A 25,272-nucleotide genomic window follows, 5' to 3' on the forward strand; every position below is an offset into this window, starting at 1 on the left:
TGACTGTTTCAGCTATGCGGGGGTGGGAGTGAGAAGGTCTGGGGATAGACCTTCTCAGCCCTAACCTAAAAATGAAAAAGGGAGGGAAATCGAACCTATTCGGTTACCGATTTTTGTCCCACTCCCTAACCCTTAGAAAATGCCTCTACCACCTCGGCTCTGCTTCAAAGGTCCATTGGCGACGCCATGAGTGGGTTTCGCCAGGTGCAATGGCAATGGTCTGAATGATTTCAGGACTGACGATATGATCCGTCGCCCAGAGGAGCAGGCTACTTGGCTCGACGGTGTCTAGACCCGTCACGCTAGCCTTAGCCCCCTTGTGGAGGAGTTTCCAAGTAAAGGCGTCCTTGGCTGTATGGCCTTTCGTTGATAAGACACTGAGGGAGACATCTGTCTCACAGTTTTTAAAAACAATGGCCTTACCATCTGCAACAAAGTTATTGTGGTCATAGCCACCAAAGCCTTCAAGGCCCTCGTGACCCAAGTTAGGCATATCTGGCAATTCCAACCGGTAGTCGGGTGAAATGGCCATGCCATCAATACTGAGAAAATTGTGGCAGTATTCCTCTGTCGTGATCACTTTGTCACCCACATTGGTCAAGCTCGCTTCAAGGATCAGTGTGTTGTCCTCGATGCGAATCATCTTGGTGCTTTCTACCGCAATCCCTTGACAAGGAACAGCCGCTGTCTGAAAGGTCACACTCGTTGCTGTTGCTTCATAGGTGACGGGGTAGGGTTTAACTTCCTGGTATTTGTGGGCAAATTGGTAGCCCAGTTCTGAGTCCTGCTTAATGAGTCCAACACCCAGTTTTGGGAAATAATCCCCCACGGCGACACCCGTAGCAAAATCTCCGCTAAACTCGCAGCACAATCCCCTGCCACCAGATGACAAATGACGCAGGTTCATCGGTTCATTGGCCCCAAAATGGGTGTCCCCATCCAGCGTCACATCAGAAATAAAGCCCGCGCGATCAAAGCGGAAGGTATCATTTGGGCGTTCGCCAGGCTCTGCAATCTCAACCCGCAACCGCTCATTGCTCAAAAGGATCATAAAGACCTCCTTAAAAAATAATAACAACTTAATTTCCCAAAGCAAACCTATTCGCAAAATACTCTGAAATCATGAGCCGATGCTTGTCAAAAACAGGCTCCAAGTGAGCAATCTCTTCTTGGGAGAAAAAACATACTTCTAGCGTTTCCTCATTGTGAAAACCTGCAATATCATAGGCCCCAGTCGCCTCAACCTCGTAAAGAATAACCACCGTCTGAGCCACATCGCCATTGGGATAGGAGGACACGTCCTTGGTGTAGACATTAAGCAAGCGCTTGGCTTTGACGCGAATGCCCGTCTCTTCGTAAAATTCCCGTTCACAGGCATCGACCGAACTCTCACCGAGTTCCATCGCGCCTCCCGGAAGTCCCCAGGAACCTTTATCCCTGCGTCTTTGGAGTAATATCTTGCCCTCCTTATCTGCTAGGACGCCGCCTGCAAAATTGAGCAAAATCTTATCATGTCCCACCTTAGAACGGATATAAGAAATATAATCTTCAGTCATCATAACTCCTTTTCTTAAAAATTATTATATCATATTTAAAGATAGGCAGGGACTTAAAACCGAAAAACCCAATTGGCCACGAAGGAGCAACTGGGCTGTTAATAGCCTTCAACTTAATTCTTCAGCTTCACACAAAAGGCATCCCAAGGTTGCAATTTCCTGTCGGCGATTGCTTTGGCTTCATCGGTATTGCTAATCACTGTTTCAGCCATCGCAACATCCACATCGAAGTCTTGGACCTGACCGGAGAAGTTCATGACCACCAGGTAGGTTGCATCTGGCATCACCCGTTTGTAGGCCACTACCTTATCTGCTGTATCCACCAGTTTAAAGTCTGCATCCACCAACCAATCCTGCTCTTTGCGAAGGGCTACTAGTTTTTGATAGGTATAAAATATGGAATCTGGATCAGCCAGTGCTGCTTCAACGTTAATGGTCTTGTAACTTGGATTACTTTGTAACCACGGCGTTCCTGTTGTAAAGCCACCGTGCTCGGTCGCATCCCATTGCATGGGAGTCCGAGCATTGTCACGACCAATCATGCGAATGCTGTCCATAACTTCTTCCATGGTTTTGCCGTTCTCAAGAGCTTCCTTGGCATAGTTCAAGGATTCAATATCCTGTACATCTGACAAGTCCTTAAATGGGTAATTGATCATGCCAATCTCGTCACCTTGATAGATGTAAGGTGTTCCCCTCATCAAATGAAGCACAATGGCCAAAGCTTTGGCTGATTTAACACGGTATTCCCCACTATCACCCCAGTTGGACAGGGCTCTTGGCAAATCGTGGTTGTCCCAGAAAAGCGAATTCCAGCCTTGACCCAATCCCAATTCCGTCTGCCATTTGGCAAAGATCTCTTTGAGTTTTGGCACATCCAATTCTTCTTCAAACTCCCATTTTGGGGCATCGGGTTTGTGTTGCAAGCCAATGTGCTCAAATTGGAAGACCATGGACAATTCTTGGTTGTCAGGATTGGAGTATTGTTTGGCAATGTCTGGTGTGGCACCCCACGTTTCCCCAACCGTTAACAAGTCGTGTTTGCCAAAGGTCGCCTGGTTCATTTCCTTCAAATAATCATGCAGTTTTGGACCGTTACTTGTGATTTCTTGATCCGGCAATTTCCCAATCAAGTCAATAACGTCCATACGGAAACCGCCGATTCCCTTGTCAATCCAGAAATTCATCATGTCGTAGACTTTTTGGCGCACTTCTTCATTTTCCCAGTTCAAATCCGGCTGTTTTTTACTAAAGAGATGGAGGTAGTACTGGCCAGAAGCCTTATCGTATTCCCAAGCAGAGCCACTAAAGGCAGAGGTCAAGTTATTGGGTTGGTCCCGCCAGATATAATAATCGCGTTTTAGACTATTGGGCACATCCCGGGCTTCGACAAACCAAGCATGCTCATCAGAAGTATGGTTGACAACCAAATCCATGACAATCTTAATGCCACGCGCATTGGCTTCATCTAGGAATTCTTCCATATCCGCCATGTTACCAAAGATGTCTGCTATATCTTCATAATCTGAAATGTCATAACCATTGTCGTCCATTGGAGACTGGTATACAGGAGACAACCAAATGGCTGTAATCCCCAATTTCTCCAAATAATCCAATTTGCTGGTAATCCCTTTTAAGTCACCAATCCCGTCCCCATTACTATCCATATAGGATTTTGGGTAAATCTGGTAAATCGTCGCTTTGTGCCACCAATGTTTTTGCATGTTTTTCTCCCTTATTTTGATGAAAGCCTTTTTTAATAGTAGATAGTATTTTACATAAGCAATATACCACAAAACCTAACAATGTCAACCATCTTTCTAACGATGTTTTTCAATCTTATTCACTCATTTTCTGAAAATCTCGTAAAAAGTCTAAAAATTCTTAAAAAAGTTTCTATTCGCTCTTTTCATCTGAAGCATTTAGCGCTATAATAGAGATACTTTTTAGTTAAGGACGTTTAGATTATGAAAAAAAGTTTTATTCATCAGCAAGAAGAAATATCATTTGTTAAAAACACCTTCACCCAATACCTAAAGGATAAGTTGGAAATTGTCGAGGTTCAAGGACCAATTCTTAGCCGTGTCGGCGATGGGATGCAGGACAATCTCTCTGGGATTGAACACCCTGTTTCTGTTAATGTGAAGCTCATTCCTGAGCATACCTTTGAGGTGGTTCATTCCCTAGCCAAGTGGAAACGGCATACCTTAGCTCGCTTTGGTTTTAACGACGGGGAAGGTCTCTTTGTTCACATGAAGGCTCTGCGCCCAGATGAGGATGACTTGGATCCGACCCACTCTGTCTATGTTGATCAATGGGACTGGGAGAAAGTGATTCCAAATGGCCAACGTAACCTCGCCTACCTCAAAGAAACCGTAGAACAAATCTACAAAGCCATCCGTCTAACGGAGCTAGCTGTTGAGGCCCGTTATGATATCGAATCTGTTCTTCCCAAACAAATTACCTTTATCCATACTGAGGAATTAGTCGAGCGCTATCCTCACCTCACACCTAAAGAACGCGAAAATGCCATTTCAAAAGAATACGGTGCTGTGTTTCTGATTGGCATTGGAGGGGAGTTAGCCGATGGCCAGCCTCACGACGGCCGAGCCCCTGACTATGATGACTGGACAACGCCAACGGAAAATGGTTATAAAGGTCTTAATGGAGATATTCTAGTCTGGAATGAGGCGCTTGGCTCAGCCTTTGAGTTGTCTTCTATGGGAATCCGTGTGGACGAAGATGCACTTAAGCGCCAATGTGCCATCAAAGATGACATGGACCGTCTTGAACTGGAGTGGCACCGTGCTCTCTTAAATGGTCTCTTTCCTCTGTCCATCGGTGGCGGTATTGGCCAATCACGTTTAGCCATGTTCCTTCTTCGGAAAAAACATATCGGCGAAGTGCAATCCAGCGTTTGGCCTAAGGCTGTCCGTGAAGAGTTTGAAAATATTTTATAGTGCTATATAGAAACGACAAGACCCTCCCTGTTTTCACGAACAGGGAGGGTCTTTCATGTTTATAGGTGGCTAAAGGCCTAATATTCTTTTTCGTTGTAACCAAAGTCAGCCAAATCCAGCTTTTTATCCCGCCAATTTTTCTTAACCTTGACCCAGGTTTCTAAAAAGACCTTGTCGCCCAACATGAGCTCGATGTCTCGGCGAGCCATGGTTCCAATCTTTTTGAGCATGCTGCCTTGTTTCCCGATGACAATGCCTTTTTGGCTGTCGCGCTCAACCATGATGGTCGCACGGATATGTACCTTATCGGTCTCTTCATCCCGTTTCATAGAATCAATGACGACTGCGACTGAATGCGGGATCTCCTCACGTGTTAAGTGAAGAACCTTTTCACGGATCATTTCAGACACTAGGAAACGCTCTGGATGGTCCGTGATTTGATCTTCTGGGAAGTACTGGAAGCCTTCTTCCAGATTGTCCTTGAGGATTTCCATGAGGCGATTGACATTATTACCTTGAGTAGCTGAAATTGGGACGATTTCCTTGAAGTCCATTTGCTTGCGGAAGTCATCAATCTGCTCTAATAGCTGATCTGGATGAACCTTGTCAATTTTATTGACAACGAGGATCACTGGAATTTTCGCCGCCTTGAGACGCTCGATGATCATATCATCTCCCTTGCCACGTGCCTCGTCAGCTGGCACCATAAAGAGAACTGTTTCCACCTCACGCAGGGTTGAATAAGCCGACTCAACCATGAAATCCCCAAGAGCTGTCTTGGGCTTGTGGATTCCAGGCGTATCGATAAAGACGATTTGCTCCGTATCGGTCGTATAAATGCCCATAATCTTATTACGAGTCGTCTGAGCCTTATCGCTCATGATGGCGATTTTCTGACCCATAACATAGTTTAAAAAGGTAGATTTGCCGACATTTGGCCGGCCTAAGATAGCTACAAAGCCTGATTTAAAACTCATCCAATTGATTAAAGGCGATTGACCGCCTCTTCCTTTCTATTGTCTAAAAGAGTAACTGCCAAATTTTTGGCAAAAAGATAATAGACCCTGTTACAAGAGCATAACCTGATACAAAAAGAACTGCTGCTGCGGCCATATCTTTAGCATTTTTGGCCAACATGGAAAAGTGATAATCACTAGCCAAGTCAACCACGTTTTCAATGGCTGAATTGACAATCTCAAATGCGATAACTAGACTAACGGCCAATAATAAGAACAGCCACTCCGTCGAGGACACCCGAAAAAGCAAGCCTAAAAGAATGACCAGAACAGCTGAAACCGCATGTTTTTTCATGTTTCGCTCTTCCTTGAAGGCAGTGTATAAGCCTGTCAGAGCAAACTCCATGCTGGTTAGAAGGTCACGGTTTTTCCATTTTTTGCGTTGGTTGTTTCTATCTTGATAGTCCATAGGCACTTAATATTTCTTCTTGGAGGCCAAACATTTCAGCCTCTTCTTCTGGAGTATAGTGGTCGTAGCCATTGATGTGTAAGAAACCATGCACAGCGAGAAAACCCATTTCCCGCTCTATACTGTGTCCATAGTTTTCGGCCTGTTCTCTGGCTTTATCAACCGAGATGTATAGTTCACCAATGTAGCTGTCAAATTCTGCCATCATCTCAGCCAAGGCAGGATTGTCCAAAACATCAGCCTCATCAAAAACGATATCCGATTCCGGTTTGTATTCAAGACTGACCACATCTGTCGGTTGGTCCTTATCCCGATAGGCTAAATTAATTTGCTGGATACGAGCATTATCGACAAAGGTCACAGCCATCTCTTTTTGCTCTTTTCCTAAGCGCTCCGCTGCAAAATTCAATAATTCCACGGTCTGATTTTGAATCGCTTGACTGACCTGACCAGTCTCATCATGCATTTCTATATACATTTTTTTCTCACTTTGATTTGATTAGCTCCATTATACCACAGATACCCTAATATGGCAGAATCTACCTTTTATTCCAATACAGGCTTTATTGACATTCTCCAGCTCCTAAATACCCTAGAGACCATAGCATAGTATCAGTTTTCCCTTGTTTAATATCGGACATCGGTTTAGCAATAGTCTATAATAGATTTAACAATGAAAAACTGAGGTGACCTATGTCGAAAATTTTATTCCTAGATGTTGATGGCACAATCGTCAATTATGAAAATCAAATCCCTGCTTCCACCGTTGAAGCCATTAAATTAGCTCGAAAAAATGGCCACAAGGTCTATGCCTGTACCGGACGATCTCGTGCTGAAATGCAGCCTGAGCTGTGGGATATGGGCATCGACGGCATGATTGGCGGCAACGGCAATTACATCGAATCAGATGGTGAAGTGGTTTATCACAACAGCCTTACCCTTGAAGACTGCACTGCTATCGTCGATTACCTGCATGCCCATGGGCTCGAATTTTATCTAGAAAGTAACAGCGGTCTTTACGCATCTGAAAACTTTGAAGAGCGCTCTCTCCCTGTTATGCGTGAATACGCCCGTCGCAAAGGGTTTGAAAATGCCGATACCCTCATGACCAAGGATGCGCTCCATGGAATCATTTTTGGTGAGACAAACCTCTACCGTGATGACGTCAATAAAATCTCCTTTATCCTAGAATCCTACCAAGATTATTTGGACGCCAAGGCTCATTTTACAGACTACGAAGTCAATACTTGGGGTGGCAAAGGTGAAATTGCCCTCTTTGGTGATGTTGGTGTCAAAGACATTGATAAAGCCTTCGCTGTAGGGCAATTGCTCAATCATTTAAAAGCTCCCCAAGCTGATACCATTGCCTTTGGCGATGCTAAAATTGATATTCCCATGTTCAACTATTGCGCCTATAGTGTTGCCATGGGAAGCGGCGGACCCGAGGCCAAAGAAGCTGCAGATTACATCACTACTGGTGTTGATGAAGATGGTATCTACAATGCCTTTAAACATCTTGATTTGATTTAAGTCATACCGACAAAAACGTCTAAAATCCGCTCTATTGGGCCTGCGATTTTAGACGTCTTTTAGTTTATTCAACCCTAGTCTTCAAAATAGACTATCGCTTTCCTAAACCCCAGTCAAACTGACTCGTAATTAAGAGGGGCTATTTTTCAAGCAAAGTCCGTGCCTGCTCTATGGCAGCTGGCGTCAATCTATCCCCAGCAATCATTTTAGCAATCTCTTCCACACGCTCCTCAGCCGTCAATAGACGAACCTGGGACACGGTCGAGGTCTCACTCGATACCTTCTCGATAAAGAACTGGTAATCAGCGATTGCGATGACCTGTGGGAGGTGTGAGATGGCTAAAACCTGACCGGCCTGGCCAATCTTGTAAATCTTCTGGGCAATGGCCTGGGCAACACGACCAGAGACACCCGTGTCCACCTCATCAAAAACGATGGAGGTCTTGTTCTCCTTACGGGAGAAGGCTGACTTGATGGCCAGCATGAGACGTGATAATTCCCCACCAGAGGCCACCTTGACCAGAGGCTTAAAGCCCTCACCCGGGTTGGTTGAAATGTAGAATTCCACCTGCTCATTGCCTGTCTTGCTAAATTTAGCCTTGGTAAAGGTAACCTGGAAGTCCGCCTTTTCCATGTAGAGGTCCTTGAGTTCTTGTTTGATGTCGGCTTCAAGGACTTTTGCCAAATCGTGCCTTGCCTGACTAAGGGCTGTTGCCTGAGCGACCAGGTCTTTTTCTAACTGCTTGAGGCCCTGCTCCAGATCGCCTTGACCTGGCAGAGTGCCAGTCAAGAGCTGGTACTCCTCAGAGATTTTTTGGTAGTAGGTCAAGACATCATCAACAGTCCCGCCATACTTGCGGGTCATGCTGTTGAGCAGGTCTAGCCTACCCTCTACCAACATGAGGCGATTGCCATCAAAGTCCAGATTATCAAGGACAGACCCTAAGCGCTTGGTCACATCATCAAGGACATAGTAGCTCTCCGCCAACTGATCTGCCATCTGTTTGTAGTCGGCATCAAAGTCCTCAATGCTCTGCAAGTCATTCATGGCTGAGCGCAGGTGTTGCAGGGTCGCCAAGTCTTCGTCATCTAACATGGTAAAGGCATTGGTCAGGGTATCTGCGATATTCTTGTGGTTGATGAGACGGTCACGTTCTGCCTGCAGACGCTCATCTTCACCCGCTTCAAGCTCAGCTGACTCAATCTCATCTAGTTGAAACCGCAACATCTCGATACGAGCCTTGTTTTCCTGCTCGTTTTTTTGCTGAATCAAGACCTGACGGCGCAAGGTTTTGTAGCGATCAAAGGTTTCTTCATACTGAACTTTTTGGTCCCAAAAGGCCTCATCCCCAAATTGATCCAACATGGCGATGTGATACTGAGCCTTCATCAACTCTTCCTGATCGTGCTGGCCATGAATATCGACTAAATGCTGGCCAACAGCCTTTAGGACCGTCAAATTGACCATCTGACCATTGATCCGACTGACACTACGACCATTTTGGAAGATTTCCCGGCGGATAATTAATTCCTGAGAGGGTTCGATCCCTTGCTCCTCAAGAATCGCTGCAATGGCTGGGTTATTGTCCAAGGAAAAGAAGCCTTCAATCTCCGCCTTATCCGCACCATGACGGATGGCATCGGTCGTTGCTCGAGCCCCAAGCATCATGTTCATGGCATCAATGATAATGGACTTACCAGCCCCCGTCTCACCGGTCAAGACCGTCATGCCCATCTGGAAATCAAGCGAAATCTGCTCAATAATGGCAAAATTTCGGATGGAAACAGCTAATAACATCTATATCTCCTTGAGTTGGTCAAGCACTGCTTGAACGTTTTGCCCCTCTTTAACAATAACCAAGAGAGAATCATCATCTGAGACAACGCTAAAAAGAAGATCCTCACAAAGACTCAGAATCTGACGTTTGACAACAGCACTTGTCCCAGGTTCAACGTCGATATGAACCATCGATCCCTGCGTCCTGATGTCCAAAAGATAGGCAGGCCTGAGCCTTTGGTTCCCTTTGTTAGCTTTAGGAATCCCATAAATATAACCTCTTTCAGAAGGGACTTTTACAATGCCTAAGGTTTTAATATCCCGAGAAACAGTGGCTTGCGTTGCTTTTATATCCATAGCAAGCAGACGAGCAACAATTTCTTCTTGAGTGTCAATAGCGTGGTTACTAACCATATCGCTGATAATTTGCAAGCGTTCTTTCTTATTCATCCTTAAACTCCTGATGGGATTGCTCAACGAGCTCATTTAAACAACCAGCATAAACCATTACAGGCTCTTCTGCCTTTTTTAGATGGACAAGGTACTCAATATTTCCATGCCCTCCTTGAATAGGTGAAAAATCCAGATTCATAATCGAAAAGCCAGATGTCTTACTAAAAGTAAGAACTGTCTCTAATACCTGTAAATGGACTTTTTTATCCTTGATGATACCATTTTTTCCGATTTGGTCCCGACCGGCTTCAAACTGAGGTTTGATCAGGGCTACGACTTCACCATCATCTGCTAAAATGCGTGCCAGCGCTGGTAAAATCAAGCTAAGCGAAATAAAACTGACATCGATCGAGGCAAATGTCGGCTGTCCTTCTGAAAAATCATCCAGCTCAGCATGTCGGAAATTGTATTGTTCCATGCTAATGACCCGAGAATCCTGTCTTAATTTCCAGGCCAATTGGTTGGTCCCAACATCCACAGCATAAACTTGACGAGCGCCGGAGTGCAACATAACATCTGTAAAGCCTCCCGTAGAGGCACCGATGTCCAACGTTAACTGGTCAGCCACAGAGATGCCAAACGTTTCCAAAGCCTTTTCAAGCTTCAGACCACCTCGGCTGACATACTTAAGCTTTTCACCTTTTAGCTTAAGCTCTGTATCATCCTCGATTTTTTCGCCAGGTTTATCAAAACGCTGACCATTAAGGCTTGCCACTACAAGACCAGCCATGACACCACGTTTCGCCTGTTCTCTTGTCTCAAATAATCCTTGACGATGAGCCAGAACATCCACTCTTTCCTTAGGCATGCAGTCTAAACCTTTCTAATAACGCGCCAACGCCCGCTATGCTAGAGATTTGCTCATTCGTCACCTCAGCCAAAAGTTGTCTGGCCTGATCCAGAGTCACCTCTAGGAAAGCATAAGACTCCTCTAATCCTAATAAGGCAGGATAGGTCGATTTTTCTGCCAAGAGGTCCTTTTGTGGCGTTTTACCTAAAGCTTCAAAGTCCGCCGTTAAATCTAAAATATCATCTCGAACCTGAAAGGCCAGTCCGACCAATTCACCAATCTTTTGAAGCTTGTGCAGGGTTTCAGTCGAAACTTCTGAGACTAAACCTGCTGCTACAAAAGGAAAGGTTAGAAGCTTGCCTGTCTTATTAGCATGAATGGCTTCAAGTGTGTTAAGATCAATCTCTCGTCCTTCTGAAACCATATCTAACATCTGTCCTGCAACCATTCCCAGAGTTCCTGAAGCATCCGACAAGGCTTTCACAAGCTTAATTCGTATTTCTGCTGAAAAATCTGCAGCAGCAATTAAACCAAAGGGATCTAGAAACAGGCTATCTCCCGCTAAAATAGCTGTCGCTTCATCAAACTGCTTATGATTGGTCAAACGTCCCCTACGGTAATCATCATTGTCCATGGCCGGCAGATCGTCATGAATCAGACTACCTGTGTGGACCATTTCCACACTAGCTGCCACCTGATAATGGGCCGGGGTCAGTTCCTGACCCAAGGCCCCAACCATCTGTAAAAAGAGTAGCGGCCGAATGCGCTTGCCGCCAGCTCTCACAGAATAAAGCACCGCTTCCACCAAGCGGTCTGAAATGCCTGCTTCCTGATAATAGGCTTCAATGGCGGCTTCGACGCCTGCCAAATAGGTTTGATTATCCATTAAATTCTATCTCTGTTCCATCTTCTTGCATGACCTTAACCAAGGTTTCCTCAGCTTTTGCAAGGGTAGCCTGTAATTCTTTGGAAAGAATCATGCCTTTTTGAAATTCAGATAAGGCCTCTTCCAGAGCTATATCTCCCGATTCCAAGCGCTGTACAGTTGTTTCTAATTCTGCTAAATTTTCTTCAAATGTTTTTTTGTTTTTTGACATCTTTTACCTCAACTTCTACCTGACCATCCCGCATCTGAATCGTTGCTGGTGCCCCAATTTTAAGCGTTTGACTACTCTCAACCACGCGCCCTTCTTGATAAACCATGGCATAGCCTCTCGCTACAATCCGACTGGTATCCAATAACGTCATCGCTTCACTGAGTTGTTTGGCCCTGTGCATTTTATTGTCATAAATATTAGCCATGTTGGTTTTGAGCAATCGCGTCTGTTGTTGGAGATATTGCTTATGGCTAGCAATTTTTTGTTCCAAACGCTGCGCTTTTAAGCGTTCCTGAAGTAAGCGAACAGTCTGCTGATGAGTCTGGAACCTGCTGTCCATGGTTTTCTGAAGCTTGTCTGACAGCTGGTCCAATTTCTGCACATACCCATCATAGAGCCGTTCTGGCTGTTTAAAAATGATGGATTGACTTAGTTTTCTCAGGCGCTCCTGATGAAATCGCACGCGATTTAAGGTGGAGTTAAAGGCTCGATTTTGTTGCTGACGCAAATGGTTGACCAAGTCAGCCTTAGTCACCGGTGTCGCCAACTCCGCTGCCGCAGTAGGCGTTGCAGCTCGCTGGTCTGCTACAAAATCTGATAGCGTTGTGTCCGTCTCATGCCCCACAGAAGAGATGACTGGTAAGCGCGATTCAAAGATGGCTCTGACGACAATCTCTTCGTTAAACCCCCACAAGTCTTCGATGGAGCCACCGCCTCGGCCTATAATCAGGACATCCAAATCATCCCTTTGATTAGCCTTATGAATATTGGCAACCACTGATTGGGCCACACCTTCTCCTTGGACTTTGGTCGGAAACAGCAAAATCTCCACCCCGGGAAAGCGCCGACTGACAGTCGTAATAATATCTCGAATCACTGCCCCACTCGGACTGGTAATAACTCCAATTTTTTTGGAAAACTGTGGTAGGGGCTGCTTCCATTCTGGTTTGAAGAGTCCTTCATCACCCAAGCGTTTTTTGAGTTGTTCAAACTGAATCGCAAGGGCTCCAATACCATCTGGTTCAGCCTTTTCAATCACAATCGAGTAGGAGCCACTAGGCTCATAGAGCTGAACACGCCCAACAACGTTGACCTTCATCCCCTCTTCTAACTCAAAGCCTAATTTTTGATAAACCCCACCCCAGATGGTAGCTTGAATCACTGCCCCTTCATCCTTTAAGGAAAAATATTGGTGGTTGGGACGCTTGCGAAAATTAGAAACTTGACCAGTCAAGTAGACCCGTGCCAGATAGGGGTCCTTGTCAAATTTTAACTTTAAATACTTGGTCAAATGAGAAACCGTTAAATACTCTGCCATAGGACCTCCTTCCTCTCTTTTACCTTTCTTCATTATACCAAAACAGCCCACAAATACCTAGTTTTTCCCCTATCAAACTGAATTTATGGAAGAAATCTGAGAAAATACTTGCTTGGTTTTACTACAATTTATAATAAAGTTGCTGATTGTATTAAAAAAGCTGAGCACTCTGACTCAGCTTCTGTATTGTCCAAAGGAGAACATGGGATTCGAACCCACGCGCCGCTTGCACGACCTACCACCTTTCCAAGGTGGCCTCTTAAGCCACTTGAGTAATTCTCCAAACTAGGTAACAGTATACCATGTTTAAGCAGTTCTTTCAAGACTTTTTTGCCTTTAAGCTTCTTTTTCCGTTAAAATGCGGTGCATAAATACTGGCAGTTTCTCTGCGATTTGACTAGGCAAGGTCACGTAATGAGACTGACTGAGTTCCTCTGCAATGGCTGAGTGTGTGTAAACGGCAGCAGTCACCCTATCTAGCAACTCGCCCTTAAACTGGCCAATAAAGCCTGCTATGATACCAGCTAAAGTATCACCCATGCCACCCGTCGCTTGGTAAGGACCACCAATCGTAAGTTCTCTAGGAAGCTGACCCTCTTGCAACACCACTGTCCTTGGTCCTTTAGCGACCAGAATCGTCCCTTTAGGAAAATTGCCTAGCGCTCTTAAGCTGCGCTCGGGGGTCTGCTTAGCAATAGGAACTTGGCTCAATCGCTCCCACTCCATCTGATGCGGGGTCAAGACTAGCTGACAGGAAATCAAGGAAGCAAACCTCTCCCTATGCTTCGACAGAACGCTCAAGGCCGACCCATCTAGGATTAGCACTTGAGCTGACGAAAGGCTTGAAAGGACTGACTCCATAAGGTGGCAGGCGTCATCTGATTCCCCTAAACCAGGTCCAAGAAGCACAACCTCAGCTTTGGCCAGTTGCTCCTCTAATAGAGAACGGTCCGTCACAGCAAAAGCCATAGCTTCTGGGAGTTGGGCATGAAGTGCGGTGATATTAGCCGCTTCGGTCCCTACCGTCACAAGGCCAGCCCCACTATAAACTGCGGCCTTTACCGCCATCAGGATGGCTCCACCATAGGGGTAACACCCACCCAGTAACAAGAGGCGACCATAATCGCCCTTATGGCTGGCCTGAGGTCTGGCTTGGATGACCTGATTCAGGAGCGAGCGCTCAATCTTGACCATCTGCAACACCCGCAAGGAGGCAAGCATTATAGGTCTGCTCCATTAGCATGGTAATGGTCATCGGACCAACCCCACCTGGGACAGGTGTGATGTAACTAGCCACTTCAGCAACTTCCTCATAGGCCACATCGCCTATCAACTTACCATTTTCATCACGATTCATCCCAACATCGATCACAACAGCGCCAGGTTTGACAAAGTCTTTGGTCACAAAGTGACCGCGACCAATAGCCACAACTAAGACATCCGCTTGGCGAGCGAGGGCTGGTAAATCCTTGGTCCTAGAGTGAGCAATGGTCACCGTCGCATTAGCATCAAGAAGCATCTGCGCCATAGGTTTACCAACGATATTAGAGCGTCCAATAACGACCGCATTCTTACCAGCAAGGTCAATCTTGTACTCCTTAAACATCTCCATGATGCCAGCAGGCGTTGATGGAATCATCACAGGATGCCCGCTCCAGAGTTTCCCCATATTTGTGGGGTGGAACCCATCCACATCCTTGGCCGGATCAATAGCCAAGAGAATCTTTTCTTCATTAATATGAGCTGGCAGAGGCAGTTGGACCAAAATGCCATGCCAATCTGCGTCTTGATTGTATTTAGCAATTAGAGTTAACAACTCTTCTTGGGTAATCGTCTCAGGAACGCGAACGACCTCACTCTTAAATCCAGCCGCAAGAGCTGACCGTTCTTTATTGCGAACATAAACCTGACTAGCTGGGTCTTCGCCAACAAGAATCACGACCAAACCTGGAACCATTCCTGTTTCAGCTTTCAAACGAGCTGTTTTTTCAGCTAACTGTCCCTGGAGTTTTGCTGCTAAAGCTTTGCCATCGATATCTGTCATTTCAAGACCTCTTTTTTACTTTTTTAAAAATTATAACAAAAAGGACTTCCTATTTCAAAAAGGAAGCCCTTTCTATAATAAATCACGAACTTTGGAAAACCTTAGACCATAAATAATTCGCTCTCTCTTCTCTAGGTGTTTCACAGATTTCCTGAGGCGTACCTTTTTCTAGTCCTTTATCCCAAAATCTTCTGCTACTTGTTCGAGTAGCATTTTTAGGGCTGGTTTATTAAGACGATACTTATTGTTAGAGCCTGGATCCGTGTTGAAAAAGAGGAGCTGAGCATTGACTAATTTCTGGGTATGAAAGGACACATTGGCTGCTGTGATCCCCAACTTTTCAGCAATGTCTTTGCTCTTGGCATCTTCTTTGGTCAATTCTCTTAACACCTGGTAGCGGTTTTCATCACTCAAACTCTTCAGCATCAAACGGACACTCTGGTCTGTCAGTTTGCTTCTAGAATTTAGAAAATGGGCAACCCGTGGATAGATGTAAAAATAAGCTGGGCTGTCCCTATCTAGATCATAGGTAATGATGTTAAAGATATACCAAGGCGACAGGACAAAGAGCTGACAATCCGTTTTTTGGGTATTGTACAGCATACCCATCACATCAAATTCTGAATCTTGGTAGAGTGCTTCCAAGTCTACTGTCTGGGCAAAATCCGTTACCTCTTTTTGGTATTTATCCATAAACGGCTGGTAGAGCGGATAAAGATCATGATAGAGCTCACAGAGGCCCTGAATCAATTCCATTGGATGATGGAAGGCCCAATTAAATCGCCAACGTTCAGCATCAGTCATCTCTTGCTGTTCCAGTAAGGACACCAGATCCACCCCTTCGAGTGGCTTTTTCGTTTCTTCCTTTGACAAAAGGCTGAGCACCAAATCTTGAATGGTCTGTGCAGAACAAGCCTCAAACAAAGCCAAAAGTTCCTCTAAGTCCTTGGGGTCTTGCCCTTCTTCTAAGAGATGGCGATAGAGGATTTCAGGAAGATGAGAGATGCCCACTTTCAAAAAGTATTTTTCAATCCGCTTTTGATAGGGCTGGAGGAGTCCGATGAATTGCTCCGAAATCTCCAAGACATCCTGAACAGCCTCAACTTCTGATGCCTGCATCACATCCAACTGCTCTTTTAAGAGACTCTTTTTCATGATCGGAAAAAAGAGAATATCCATCAGTCGACTGCGGTAATGGTGATAATGAAATTCCATGTTAGACCTTCTTTCTTGTGCTAATAGTATAAACCACAAGACCAAGAGAAATCAAGAGGCAAACCCAAACTAAGCTAGCAGGAGGGATAAACAACATCAAACTAGACAAGAGAAAACGAGATAGGGCAATCCCCAATGAAAAATAAGTACGAAGCGATCCTGAAATAAAAGCCATCTGTTCTTCTGGTAAACTATTAAACAGGAGAGCCTGTAATTTGGGATTGACACCACCCGTAACAATCCCAATAAAGAAAAGGACCAGTAAAACAAGGTGAATCTGACGGATTAACAGAGCTGAAAAGACCAAAACCAGTAGGAAGCCACAAAAACCAACGATGGCAAACATATCCAGTTTCTTAAAAAGTTTTGATCCCACTAAACTACCCACAATAGCCCCAATACTCATGGTCATGCTAATAGCTGCAATGGTCGTCGGTGCATTGATCAGCACAAAATCTGGAAATTCTGAAATAATCAAAACAACCAAGGTATCAACTGCACTTCCCAAGCCATTGATGATGGGAATCAAAATCAAAACCCGCTTTAAGACATCGATGCGAAAGACTTCTTTCACCACCAGCTGCAAACTATCCTTGAATTCCTGAATTGAGAAAATACCTTCTTTCTTATCCGCTAGCTGAATCGGATTAGCATCTAATTTTCTCTGAATCTTAGGGAGAAGCAAGCCCATCAAAACAGCACACACGGCGAAGGTCAAGGCATTGACATAGGCCAAGGTCGAATAGGCTAAGATTGTGATTAAGCTTGCCCCGATAGCTTGGAATAAGATATTACCTGACACTCCTAGTCCCATGCTCAACCCCAAGGCCGCTTCACGATCTTCATTTGAAACCATGCGCAAACTAACCGGTAGATAAAGAGCATTTTCATATTGTCCCGCCAAGTCTGAAATCAGATTGACCACTATGGCCACAAGGACTATCCATAAAGCAGGCGTAAAAGACATGGCAAAACCGACCAGAAGATACAAGAGGCACCTAAGGACCTGGGTAGCCACAATCTGTTGCAACTTGTTGGCCTTACGGTCTGCCACATAAGACAAGACCATCCGTGTAAACAAGGGAATCATTTCAGAGAATCCAAGTAGGGCCAAAGCCAATTTGGTATCAGGCAGGAGCAAGATGTAATTCATCAAGGCCATGTAATAGAGAACATCACCAAAATTAGAGAGCAAGTCGGTGAACAAAACCGATAGATAGAGTTTATTGGACAATACCTTTTTCATAAAAAACCTTCGCTTTATTATTTATTTAGTTATTACTTTATTAAACTATATCATAATTATTTAATTTAGTAAATACTAAATTATAAATAAAGTTAAAACAAAATATCAGTAGCCTTTATATGAAAAATTTCTAAGGCCTGCCATAACTGACCATAGCCAAACAAATCGTGACTCACGTTAATGGCCCCTTTGATGTCTATCCATCATTCATCTTGACACAACAAAACAGCTCATCTTTTAAAAGACAAGCTGTGTTATTCTAAAATATTAATCCTATAAGACTTTTGAAAGAAAGTCCTTCGTTCTTTCTTCCCTTGGATTTTCAAAAATTTGCTGAGGTGTCCCCTCTTCAACAATAACCCCGCCATCCATAAAGAGGACCCGGTCAGCCACTTCTTTAGCAAAGCCCATTTCATGCGTGACAATGGCCATGGTCATTCCCGATTGAGCCAAGTCTTGCATAACTGCCAAGACTTCCCCAACCATTTCCGGATCAAGAGCTGACGTTGGCTCGTCAAACAATAAGACATCAGGATCCATGGCTAAACCTCTAGCGATCGCAATCCGTTGTTGTTGGCCTCCTGACAAACTCTGTGGATAGGCCTCTGCCTTATCAGGAAGACCGACTTTCTCTAGGAGAGCCTTAGCTTTACTTTCTGCCGTGTCTTTGGACAGTCTCTTAGTCTTGATAGGCGAGAGCGTTATATTTTCAAGAACAGTCATATTTGGGAAAAGGTTAAACTGCTGAAAAACCATTCCCATTTTTTCACGCATCTTAAAGAGATCGTTGGATTTATCTGTAATATCCACCCCTTCAAATATGACTTGACCATCCGTCGCGTCCTCTAGCAGGTTCATAGACCTGAGAAGGGTTGATTTCCCTGAACCAGACGGACCAATAATAACAACGACCTCGCCTGGGTTAATCGTTAAATTAATCCCCTTTAAAACCTCATTATCCCCAAAGGATTTGTAAAGATTTCTGATATCAATAATCGGATCTTGCATTTAATTGCCTCCCTTATTCAAACGTCTCTCAACTTGCTTAACGATAAAGGACATCAAACTGGTCATGGCCAAATAATAAGCAGCCGCAAAGAGCAAAGGACTGAGAGGCAAGTAGGTCGTAACTGATACGGTTGTCGCCCCATTCCACAGCTCCATAACTCCGATTGTCGACAGGAGAGAACTATCCTTGATAATGGTAATAAATTCATTCCCTAAAGCTGGCAAAATGTTTTTAATAGCTTGTGGCATGATAACATAGCGCATGGTTGGCCACGGACGCATACCAAGGGAGTAGGCAGCTTCCATCTGACCTGATGGAACAGCATTAAGACCTGCCCTCACAATTTCAGAGACATAGGCACCACTATTCATTGAAATAATGATTATCCCGGGTAGCAGTCTTGATAAATCCATATCCAAAATCCCAATTTCAACAATTGGAGCAGATATCCGAATAAGGATAAAAGAAATCATGATTTGAACAACCATGGGAGTCCCACGGAAAATCCAAATATAAACACTGGCTAGCCAGCCTAATACCCGCCATTTAGAACGTTGGGCCAATGCCAACAGGACTCCCAAAATCGTTCCAAAAAAGACAACGCAAAGAGAGATAATAAGAGTAATCAGGGCGCCATAATTAAAATAGGGCCAAAAATCTGGTAAAAATGAAAGCTGCATAAGGTCTCCGTTTCTAGATAAATCATATTATACAATGATTTGCATAATAATGCAATATCACTGAACCTGATTTAATCAAAATCTCTTAAATATTAGGAAATCCCCCCTTCTTTAAGATGAGACACTTAAATGCGACCGTAAGGGTATTGTTTTAGGGTGATAACCGCCCCTTCTATCCGCTGCTGCCTTGGCTAATTTTCTTGATTGTCATTTAGTGGTCATACGGACTATCTCTGATTCCTAAATAACACCTGCAACCTTAAACGACACAAAAAATGGCTCTGTTAGACAGAACCAAATCTTTTCAAACATTTTTGCTTAGTAAAGCAATTCGTAAATTTCCATCGCAATCAAATCAATGGAGTCAAAGGTGTACGTCTCATGCGCTTCAACATCACGTAATGTAAAAATAGAGCCATTTTCTTCATCGAAGCTATAGGACACCTCAGCAACAACAACACCGTCGCGCTCAAAATTCCGTTTTAAAGTGCCACCATCTTTAGCCATCAATTCAAGTCGATTGATAATTCTCACCAAATGTGATTCCATGTTTTTCTCCTTTAAACCGCTGAAACGGGCTTGAGTTCTTCATTCTGTCTCAAAACACCATTATTTCAGCTACAATTCTAATCTATGTCTCTATTTTACCATAAAAAGAGGCGGTTAGCCTAGGAAAAACACAAAAAACCAAGCTAAGGCTCTGTTAAACGCTGTTTCCTCATGGTTTTTAGACCATGAAAACCCCAAATGATCCCCCTTTGACCAATATCACTATAGAACCTTTTCAAGTTTGGTCGAGACGAATGACTGCCCACCTTATCTGGAGAACCCTTTTGAAACGATTGGTTTTCTCTGCCCATTCATCATTTGGTGCTAACACTGCTTTAATACCGTTTGGAGAATGGCCACCGCTCGATCAATCTCTGCATAAGTCACGGTCAATGGAGGTAGGAGACGGACGGTATTAGTGCCAGCTGTTAGGAGAATTAACCCTTCAGCTCTGGCTCGCTCAACAACATTTCCTAACTCCAAACTTGTCTCAATCCCAACCATTAAGCCAAGACCTCTCAAATCAGAGACAGACTCGCAGTCCTGAAGCTTATCTTTAAGCTGGGTCATTAAGTAGTCTCCTTTGGCAGAAGCTTCTTCCAGAAAACCAGGTTCTTTTAAAATCTGAAGTGTGGCTTTGCTGGCAGACATGGCAAGGACATTGCCTCCAAAGGTCGATCCATGGCTACCTGGACCAAAAGCATGGGCTAAAGAAGGCCGGCCTAACATGGCTCCCACTGGAACACCATTAGCTAAACCTTTGGCGAGTGTGACGATATCAGGTTCAATCTCATACTGCTCAAAGGCAAACAGCGTTCCTGTGCGCCCCATGCCTGTCTGAACCTCGTCCACGATTAGCAGGATATTCTGCTCATGACACAGGGTTTCAAGACCCTTGATAAATGCCTGATCAGCAGGATGAACACCCGATTCGCCCTGAACCAATTCCAGCATAACTGCAGCGGTGTTTTCACTAATTAAGGCCTCTACGCTTGAAAGGTTATTAAAGCTAGCATATTGAAAGCCCGATAGTAACGGACCAAAGCCTTTTTGGATTTTTTCTTGTCCTGTTGCGGACATGGCCCCAAACGTTCGGCCATGAAAAGAGTTTTTAAAGGTGATAATATCAGATTTACCCGTTGCTTTCCGGGCTAATTTAATCGCTGCTTCATTACTTTCAGCTCCACTGTTGCAAAAATAGGCCAGATAATTTCTCTCTCCAATCAGGAGATCAGCTACATCTTCTTGCAAAGGGTTCTGATACAGATTCGGCGTGTGCCAAAGGGTTTGCACTTGTTTGGTCAGACTTTGAACAAGATCAGGGTGAAAGCCCAGGTTCGTGACACCAATACCACTTGAAAAATCGAGATAGGCCTTGCCAGAAGAATCGTACAAGCTATTGTTTTCTGTCTTGACAAAAGTAATTGGCGACCGATGGTAATTTGGAAATAGATGGCTCATGGCGACTCCTTTTCTGATTATGCTCCTTTTAGGACATGGGTGCCTCCGTAGAGGGTTTGTCCGATAGAAACCCGGCCTACTCCTGATAAGACAGCCTGAGTCGCCCCAAGAACCTTTGGTATCATATTTCCTGTAATAATTCCTGAATCAATTTTTTGAGTCACATCCTGAGGCGTTAATTGCTCAAGAATATTGCCTGACTCTTTAACACCAGCAACATCTGTCATCATGATCAATTGCTCGGCTTGAAGGCCGACCGCTAACTGACTAGCAACATCATCGGCGTTGATATTGAGCCATTCGCCATCCTCTGTTTGACCCATTGATGGTAGAACAGGTATAATCCCTTGATCCAGAAGCTTTGTGATATAGTCCAAAGAAACACCTGTTACGGTTCCGACTTGCCCATACCGAACTTGATCGAGGTAATCAACATTCAGAATCTGGGGCAATTTTTGGTAAATTTGCAAAGCGTCCAAATCAGCATCATTCAGAGTCTGAGTAAGGCTTGGTCCTACAATCTGACACAGTCCTTGTTCAACACAAATCATCGCTTTCTTAGAAGTGACTCTAAGACCATCTTGTTTCTCAATAGGCAATTGGCAATTGGCCATCAGGTCATCGATGACAAAACCTCCACCATGGACGATAACAATTTGCTTGCCCTGGCTTTGCCACTCTTTAACGATTTTGATGAATTTCGGTGTAATGGATGTCGCTGCTACACCACCAAGTTTAATGACAATAATTTCTTTCATAATTCTGACCTTCCTCTTGCTCAGATTTGTTTTGCTTTTGATAATTTACGTATGGTAGAGGGCATTAATCTTGACGTAGTCATAAGATAAATCACAGCCCCAAGCTCGTCCTTGCCCCTGTCCTTGATTGAGATGAACGTGAATGATAATCGTGTCCTGTGCTAGGCGCTCTGCCATTATGTCCTGGTCATAGGGAACAGGAGCCGACCCTTTCAAAACTGGAATCTCTGCCAGATATAAATCGACAGCAGAAACATTCAAATGAACACCCGCATAGCCGACCGCTGATAGGATCCGTCCCCAATTGGGATCTTCTCCAAACATAGCCGTTTTTACTAAACTGGACCCCACAACTGTCTTAGCAATCATGCGAGCAGAAAGATCGTCGGGCGCTCCATCAACATCCACTTGAATCAGCTTAGTAGCCCCTTCACCATCTTCCGCAATTTTTTTGGCTAAGACAGTCATTGTCTGGTTAAGCAACTGGCAAAAGGTTTCATATTCAGGTGTGTTGTCCTTGATTTCCTCATGGACTGCACAGCCATTCGCCAGAACCAGAACCATGTCATTGGTCGACGTGTCGCCGTCAACCGTGATTTGATTAAAGGTTGTCTCTACCTCTTTTTTAAGCGCTTTTTGCAGCAAATCACTGGAAATATTAGCATCGCAGGTCACAAACCCTAGCATGGTGGCCATATTGGGATGAATCATTCCTGATCCCTTAGCCACCCCAGCCATGGTAATGGTTGTCCCAGCAATTTCTTCTTCCATCACGATTGTTTTCGTTTTTAAGTCTGTCGTTAAAATGGCTTGCGCAAATAATGTGGGATCTCCTCCTTGCTCAAGGCTGTCCAAACCATTTTTGACGTTATCGATGGAAAGTTGTTCTCCGATAAGTCCCGTTGAAGCGATAGCCACATAGTCCACTGGAAGGTCCAGCGTTTCAGCTGTTAGCTTCTGCATGAGTAAGGCATTATCGTAACCTTCTTGGCCTGTGCATGAATTGGCGATGCCTGAGTTCACAACGATAGCCTGAATTTTTCCACTAGAAGCAATCGTATCTCGTGTGACGACTAAAGGAGCCGCAATAACTTGGTTGGTAGTATAAACGCCGGCAACACTGGCTGGACAGCTTGATAAAACCCAACCAAAATCCAACTTCTTTCGTTTAAAACCAGCGTTTGCACCGTCTGCTGAAAATCCTTTTGGTGAGGCAATGGTTCCTTCAATGATTTTCATCTTTTCTCCTTTATATATAAGTAGCTAGGTTATCCAATCCTGCTGTTTCTGGAAAACCATACATAAGGTTAACATTTTGGATGGCTTGACCAGCAGCACCCTTAATTAAATTATCCAGTACTGTTATAACGGTTAGAACCTCTGTTCGGGAATTGTATTCCCAACCAATTGCAACGCGGTTAGAGCCAACTACCTGATGTAAATCTGGAAACTGGTTCCCCTGCAATTGAATAAAGGCACTCTCTTTATAGGCCTCTTTAAAGGCAAGGTCAACATCTTCTGCTGTCTTTCCATCCTTTAAATGAAGATAACTCGTTGCAACGATTCCTCTATTAACGGGAAGAAGTGACGTTGAAAATTGAAGATGGGGAATTTCAGGATTATGGGCCTGTAAAACTCGCATAATTTCTGGAATATGTTGATGGCGGTTGAGCTTATAAGTGCTGTAATTTCCATAGGCCTGCACAAAGTGACTAGACGCCGTTAAACTTTTTCCAGCACCCGTTAATCCCGACTTAGCATCCACAATGATGCTTTTTTCATCAATAATATCGACTAAAGGAAGCAGACTTAGTAGCGTCGCCGTCGCGTAGCAGCCAGGATTGGAAATGAATTTTTTGCCGAATAAAGTTGTCCACTCGCTCAAACCATAAGTAAATTGTTCTTGCTCTGAAGCAGGTGCTGCTGATTTGCCATACCATTTTTCATAGACCGCAGCGGGCAGGCGATAGTCACCAGATAAATCAACTACTGGAAAATCCTGCTCTAAAAAGCGACCGGCTATGTCTTTAGAGTAACCACTCGGCGTTGCTATAAAAACCAAGTCAACAGTCTTCATGATTTGCTCAGGATCCACAGCTTCTATCGTGAGTTTCTGGTCATTTCCCATATGGGGAAGCAAGTCGCTGAGACCATGTCCTACCGATTGACTGGCATGGACACTGTGCACCTCAATATGCGAATGTTGTCTTAATAAACGGTACAATTCTATGCCACTGTACCCTGTAACCCCGATAATAGCTACCTTGATAGTCTCCATAGATGTTCCCCTTCTTCTATCGATTATGCTTCTGGTAAGTGATCGTTTCCTGTCATTGTCATGTATAAAATAGCCTTGATGGAGTGTAGGCGGTTTTCCGCCTCTTGAAAAATAACCTCTGCCTGCTCTTGGAACACATCGTCCGTGATTTCCATCGCTTCTAACCCATATTTTTCATAGATTTCTTGACCAATAAGAGTATTTTTGTCATGAAAAGCTGGTAAGCAATGCAGGACAATCGTGTCTGGTTTATTGGTTTTAGCCAGTAAGGCTTGGTTGATTTGATAAGGCAAAAGCTGATCAATCCGCTCCTTAAAGTCGACATCCTCTCCCATGGACACCCAGACATCCGTATAAAGGGCATCTGCCCCTTCAACAGCAGTTACATCTTCTGTGATGGTCAGTGTATTCCCATGGCTCAATTGCTGAGCGATGGCTACAATTTCTGAGTCCGGTTGCAGGTCTTTAGGCGCAATGATTTTAACGTGGAGACCTAACATAGCTCCCGTTACTAAGAGTGAATTAGCAACATTGTTTCGCCCATCTCCCAAGTAGGCGATGGTCAGCCCTTCTAAATAACCAAATCTTTCTTTTAAGGTCATAAAATCTGCAATCATCTGGGTCGGATGCCAAGTATCCGTTAGCCCATTCCACACTGGAACCCCTGCGTGTTGAGCTAAGGTTTCGACATCTTCCTGGGAAAAGCCGCGGTATTCAATCCCGTCGAACATTGATCCTAAAACCTTAGCTGTGTCGACAACAGATTCTTTTTTTCCGAGCTGAATTTCACTCGCACCCAGATAGGTGGCTGCCATTCCCAAATCCTGAGCGGCAACCGTGAAGGCTACTCTTGTTCGTGTCGATGCTTTTTCAAATATCAAAGCAATATTGTTACCTTCTAAATATTTATGCGAAATTTTATTTTTCTTTAATGTCTTAAATGCTATAGATAACTCGATTAAACTAAGTATTTCACTTTTACTGAAGTCTATTTCTTTTACAAACGATTGCATATTATATCACCTTTTTTGAATATTTATGTAATTATTGCATAATCATGAAAAATAGTCAAGTCCTAAAGAGAACTTTTTTCTTGCATTCTCCCTAATAAGTGATATAATGAAAT

At 44.2% G+C, this 25,272-nt stretch carries 26 protein-coding genes and 1 tRNA gene; 2 read left to right on the forward strand and 25 right to left on the reverse strand.

Annotated elements, in window-relative coordinates:
- Window positions 1-145: 145 nt before the first annotated feature.
- The 3 genes from ACVRYP_RS08620 to ACVRYP_RS08630 all read right to left on the reverse strand — a co-directional run bounded on the left by ACVRYP_RS08620 (window position 146) and on the right by ACVRYP_RS08630 (window position 3,280).
- The gene (locus ACVRYP_RS08620) at window positions 146-1,051 is read right to left on the reverse strand and encodes a hypothetical protein (RefSeq protein WP_447468316.1); all 906 of its coding nucleotides are present in this window, start codon (window positions 1,049-1,051) and stop codon (window positions 146-148) included.
- Between the two features lie 28 nt (window positions 1,052-1,079).
- Window positions 1,080-1,556 (reverse strand): NUDIX hydrolase, encoded by a 477-nt coding sequence (locus ACVRYP_RS08625; protein WP_447468317.1) that lies wholly within the window; start codon window positions 1,554-1,556, stop codon window positions 1,080-1,082.
- Window positions 1,557-1,669: 113 nt separating this feature from the next.
- Entirely contained in the window at window positions 1,670-3,280 is a 1,611-nt protein-coding gene (locus ACVRYP_RS08630) for a glycoside hydrolase family 13 protein (RefSeq protein ID WP_447468318.1), read from the reverse strand.
- A gap of 243 nt (window positions 3,281-3,523) precedes the next feature.
- On the opposite strand from ACVRYP_RS08630, the gene asnA reads away from it, so the two are divergent.
- Window positions 3,524-4,516 (forward strand): aspartate--ammonia ligase, encoded by a 993-nt coding sequence (gene asnA / locus ACVRYP_RS08635; RefSeq protein WP_447468319.1) that lies wholly within the window; start codon window positions 3,524-3,526, stop codon window positions 4,514-4,516.
- 77 nt (window positions 4,517-4,593) lie between these two features.
- Here asnA and era read toward each other — a convergent pair whose 3' ends face one another.
- From era to ybeY, 3 genes are read right to left on the reverse strand one after another with little or no spacing between them, the layout of a single operon-like run.
- On the reverse strand, window positions 4,594-5,493 hold the full coding sequence (era, locus tag ACVRYP_RS08640) for a GTPase Era (protein WP_447468320.1): 900 nt from the start codon (window positions 5,491-5,493) through the stop codon (window positions 4,594-4,596).
- 43 nt (window positions 5,494-5,536) lie between these two features.
- On the reverse strand, window positions 5,537-5,941 hold the full coding sequence (locus ACVRYP_RS08645; RefSeq protein ID WP_447468321.1) for a diacylglycerol kinase family protein: 405 nt from the start codon (window positions 5,939-5,941) through the stop codon (window positions 5,537-5,539).
- A complete protein-coding gene (ybeY, locus tag ACVRYP_RS08650) occupies window positions 5,925-6,419 on the reverse strand; it encodes an rRNA maturation RNase YbeY (protein WP_447468322.1) in 495 nt (164 codons plus the stop codon). The genes ACVRYP_RS08645 and ybeY overlap by 17 nt, the downstream gene beginning before the upstream one ends.
- A gap of 215 nt (window positions 6,420-6,634) precedes the next feature.
- On the opposite strand from ybeY, the gene ACVRYP_RS08655 reads away from it, so the two are divergent.
- Window positions 6,635-7,471: an HAD family hydrolase gene (locus ACVRYP_RS08655; RefSeq protein WP_447468323.1), complete on the forward strand. Its 837-nt coding sequence runs from the start codon at window positions 6,635-6,637 to the stop codon at window positions 7,469-7,471.
- 139 nt (window positions 7,472-7,610) lie between these two features.
- Here the strand turns inward: ACVRYP_RS08655 and recN are convergent, their stop codons facing one another.
- The 19 genes from recN to argF form a co-directional block, all read right to left on the reverse strand.
- On the reverse strand, window positions 7,611-9,269 hold the full coding sequence (gene recN / locus ACVRYP_RS08660) for a DNA repair protein RecN (RefSeq protein WP_447468324.1): 1,659 nt from the start codon (window positions 9,267-9,269) through the stop codon (window positions 7,611-7,613).
- Window positions 9,270-9,698 carry an arginine repressor gene (locus ACVRYP_RS08665; RefSeq protein WP_447468325.1) on the reverse strand — a complete coding sequence of 143 codons (429 nt, stop codon included), beginning with the start codon at window positions 9,696-9,698 and terminating at the stop codon, window positions 9,270-9,272. It lies immediately after the preceding gene.
- Window positions 9,691-10,509 carry a TlyA family RNA methyltransferase gene (locus ACVRYP_RS08670; RefSeq protein ID WP_447468326.1) on the reverse strand — a complete coding sequence of 273 codons (819 nt, stop codon included), beginning with the start codon at window positions 10,507-10,509 and terminating at the stop codon, window positions 9,691-9,693. Before ACVRYP_RS08670 ends, ACVRYP_RS08665 begins: the two co-directional genes overlap by 8 nt.
- Window positions 10,502-11,377: a polyprenyl synthetase family protein gene (locus ACVRYP_RS08675; RefSeq protein WP_447468327.1), complete on the reverse strand. Its 876-nt coding sequence runs from the start codon at window positions 11,375-11,377 to the stop codon at window positions 10,502-10,504. The genes ACVRYP_RS08670 and ACVRYP_RS08675 overlap by 8 nt, the downstream gene beginning before the upstream one ends.
- Entirely contained in the window at window positions 11,370-11,588 is a 219-nt protein-coding gene (locus ACVRYP_RS08680) for an exodeoxyribonuclease VII small subunit (RefSeq protein WP_447468328.1), read from the reverse strand. The genes ACVRYP_RS08675 and ACVRYP_RS08680 overlap by 8 nt, the downstream gene beginning before the upstream one ends.
- On the reverse strand, window positions 11,563-12,906 hold the full coding sequence (gene xseA, locus ACVRYP_RS08685) for an exodeoxyribonuclease VII large subunit (protein ID WP_447468329.1): 1,344 nt from the start codon (window positions 12,904-12,906) through the stop codon (window positions 11,563-11,565). The genes ACVRYP_RS08680 and xseA overlap by 26 nt, the downstream gene beginning before the upstream one ends.
- Before the next feature lie 194 nt (window positions 12,907-13,100).
- A tRNA-Ser gene (locus ACVRYP_RS08690) sits at window positions 13,101-13,188 on the reverse strand.
- 54 nt (window positions 13,189-13,242) lie between these two features.
- Window positions 13,243-14,100 (reverse strand): NAD(P)H-hydrate dehydratase, encoded by an 858-nt coding sequence (locus tag ACVRYP_RS08695; RefSeq protein ID WP_447468377.1) that lies wholly within the window; start codon window positions 14,098-14,100, stop codon window positions 13,243-13,245.
- Window positions 14,087-14,950, reverse strand: coding sequence for a bifunctional methylenetetrahydrofolate dehydrogenase/methenyltetrahydrofolate cyclohydrolase (locus tag ACVRYP_RS08700; protein ID WP_447468330.1), 864 nt, complete (start codon window positions 14,948-14,950; stop codon window positions 14,087-14,089). Before ACVRYP_RS08700 ends, ACVRYP_RS08695 begins: the two co-directional genes overlap by 14 nt.
- 168 nt (window positions 14,951-15,118) lie before the next feature.
- On the reverse strand, window positions 15,119-16,165 hold the full coding sequence (locus ACVRYP_RS08705) for an ArsR/SmtB family transcription factor (RefSeq protein WP_447468331.1): 1,047 nt from the start codon (window positions 16,163-16,165) through the stop codon (window positions 15,119-15,121).
- A gap of 1 nt (window position 16,166) precedes the next feature.
- Complete coding sequence (locus ACVRYP_RS08710) at window positions 16,167-17,411, reverse strand: MFS transporter (RefSeq protein WP_447468332.1); 1,245 nt, start codon at window positions 17,409-17,411, stop codon at window positions 16,167-16,169.
- Between the two features lie 273 nt (window positions 17,412-17,684).
- Entirely contained in the window at window positions 17,685-18,419 is a 735-nt protein-coding gene (locus ACVRYP_RS08715; RefSeq protein WP_447468333.1) for an amino acid ABC transporter ATP-binding protein, read from the reverse strand.
- The gene (locus ACVRYP_RS08720; protein WP_447468334.1) at window positions 18,420-19,100 is read right to left on the reverse strand and encodes an amino acid ABC transporter permease; all 681 of its coding nucleotides are present in this window, start codon (window positions 19,098-19,100) and stop codon (window positions 18,420-18,422) included.
- Between the two features lie 318 nt (window positions 19,101-19,418).
- The gene (locus ACVRYP_RS08725; RefSeq protein WP_307120714.1) at window positions 19,419-19,649 is read right to left on the reverse strand and encodes a DUF1797 family protein; all 231 of its coding nucleotides are present in this window, start codon (window positions 19,647-19,649) and stop codon (window positions 19,419-19,421) included.
- Window positions 19,650-19,973: 324 nt separating this feature from the next.
- Complete coding sequence (locus ACVRYP_RS08730; protein ID WP_447468335.1) at window positions 19,974-21,110, reverse strand: acetylornithine transaminase; 1,137 nt, start codon at window positions 21,108-21,110, stop codon at window positions 19,974-19,976.
- Window positions 21,111-21,127: 17 nt separating this feature from the next.
- Entirely contained in the window at window positions 21,128-21,868 is a 741-nt protein-coding gene (gene argB, locus ACVRYP_RS08735; protein ID WP_447468336.1) for an acetylglutamate kinase, read from the reverse strand.
- A 45-nt stretch (window positions 21,869-21,913) separates the two neighbouring features.
- Window positions 21,914-23,107 carry a bifunctional glutamate N-acetyltransferase/amino-acid acetyltransferase ArgJ gene (gene argJ / locus ACVRYP_RS08740; RefSeq protein ID WP_447468337.1) on the reverse strand — a complete coding sequence of 398 codons (1,194 nt, stop codon included), beginning with the start codon at window positions 23,105-23,107 and terminating at the stop codon, window positions 21,914-21,916.
- A gap of 10 nt (window positions 23,108-23,117) precedes the next feature.
- The gene (gene argC, locus ACVRYP_RS08745; RefSeq protein ID WP_447468378.1) at window positions 23,118-24,137 is read right to left on the reverse strand and encodes an N-acetyl-gamma-glutamyl-phosphate reductase; all 1,020 of its coding nucleotides are present in this window, start codon (window positions 24,135-24,137) and stop codon (window positions 23,118-23,120) included.
- Between the two features lie 32 nt (window positions 24,138-24,169).
- A complete protein-coding gene (argF, locus tag ACVRYP_RS08750; RefSeq protein ID WP_447468338.1) occupies window positions 24,170-25,159 on the reverse strand; it encodes an ornithine carbamoyltransferase in 990 nt (329 codons plus the stop codon).
- Between the last annotated feature and the right edge of the window lie 113 nt (window positions 25,160-25,272).

The sequence above is a fragment of the Streptococcus rifensis genome (assembly GCF_053203525.1).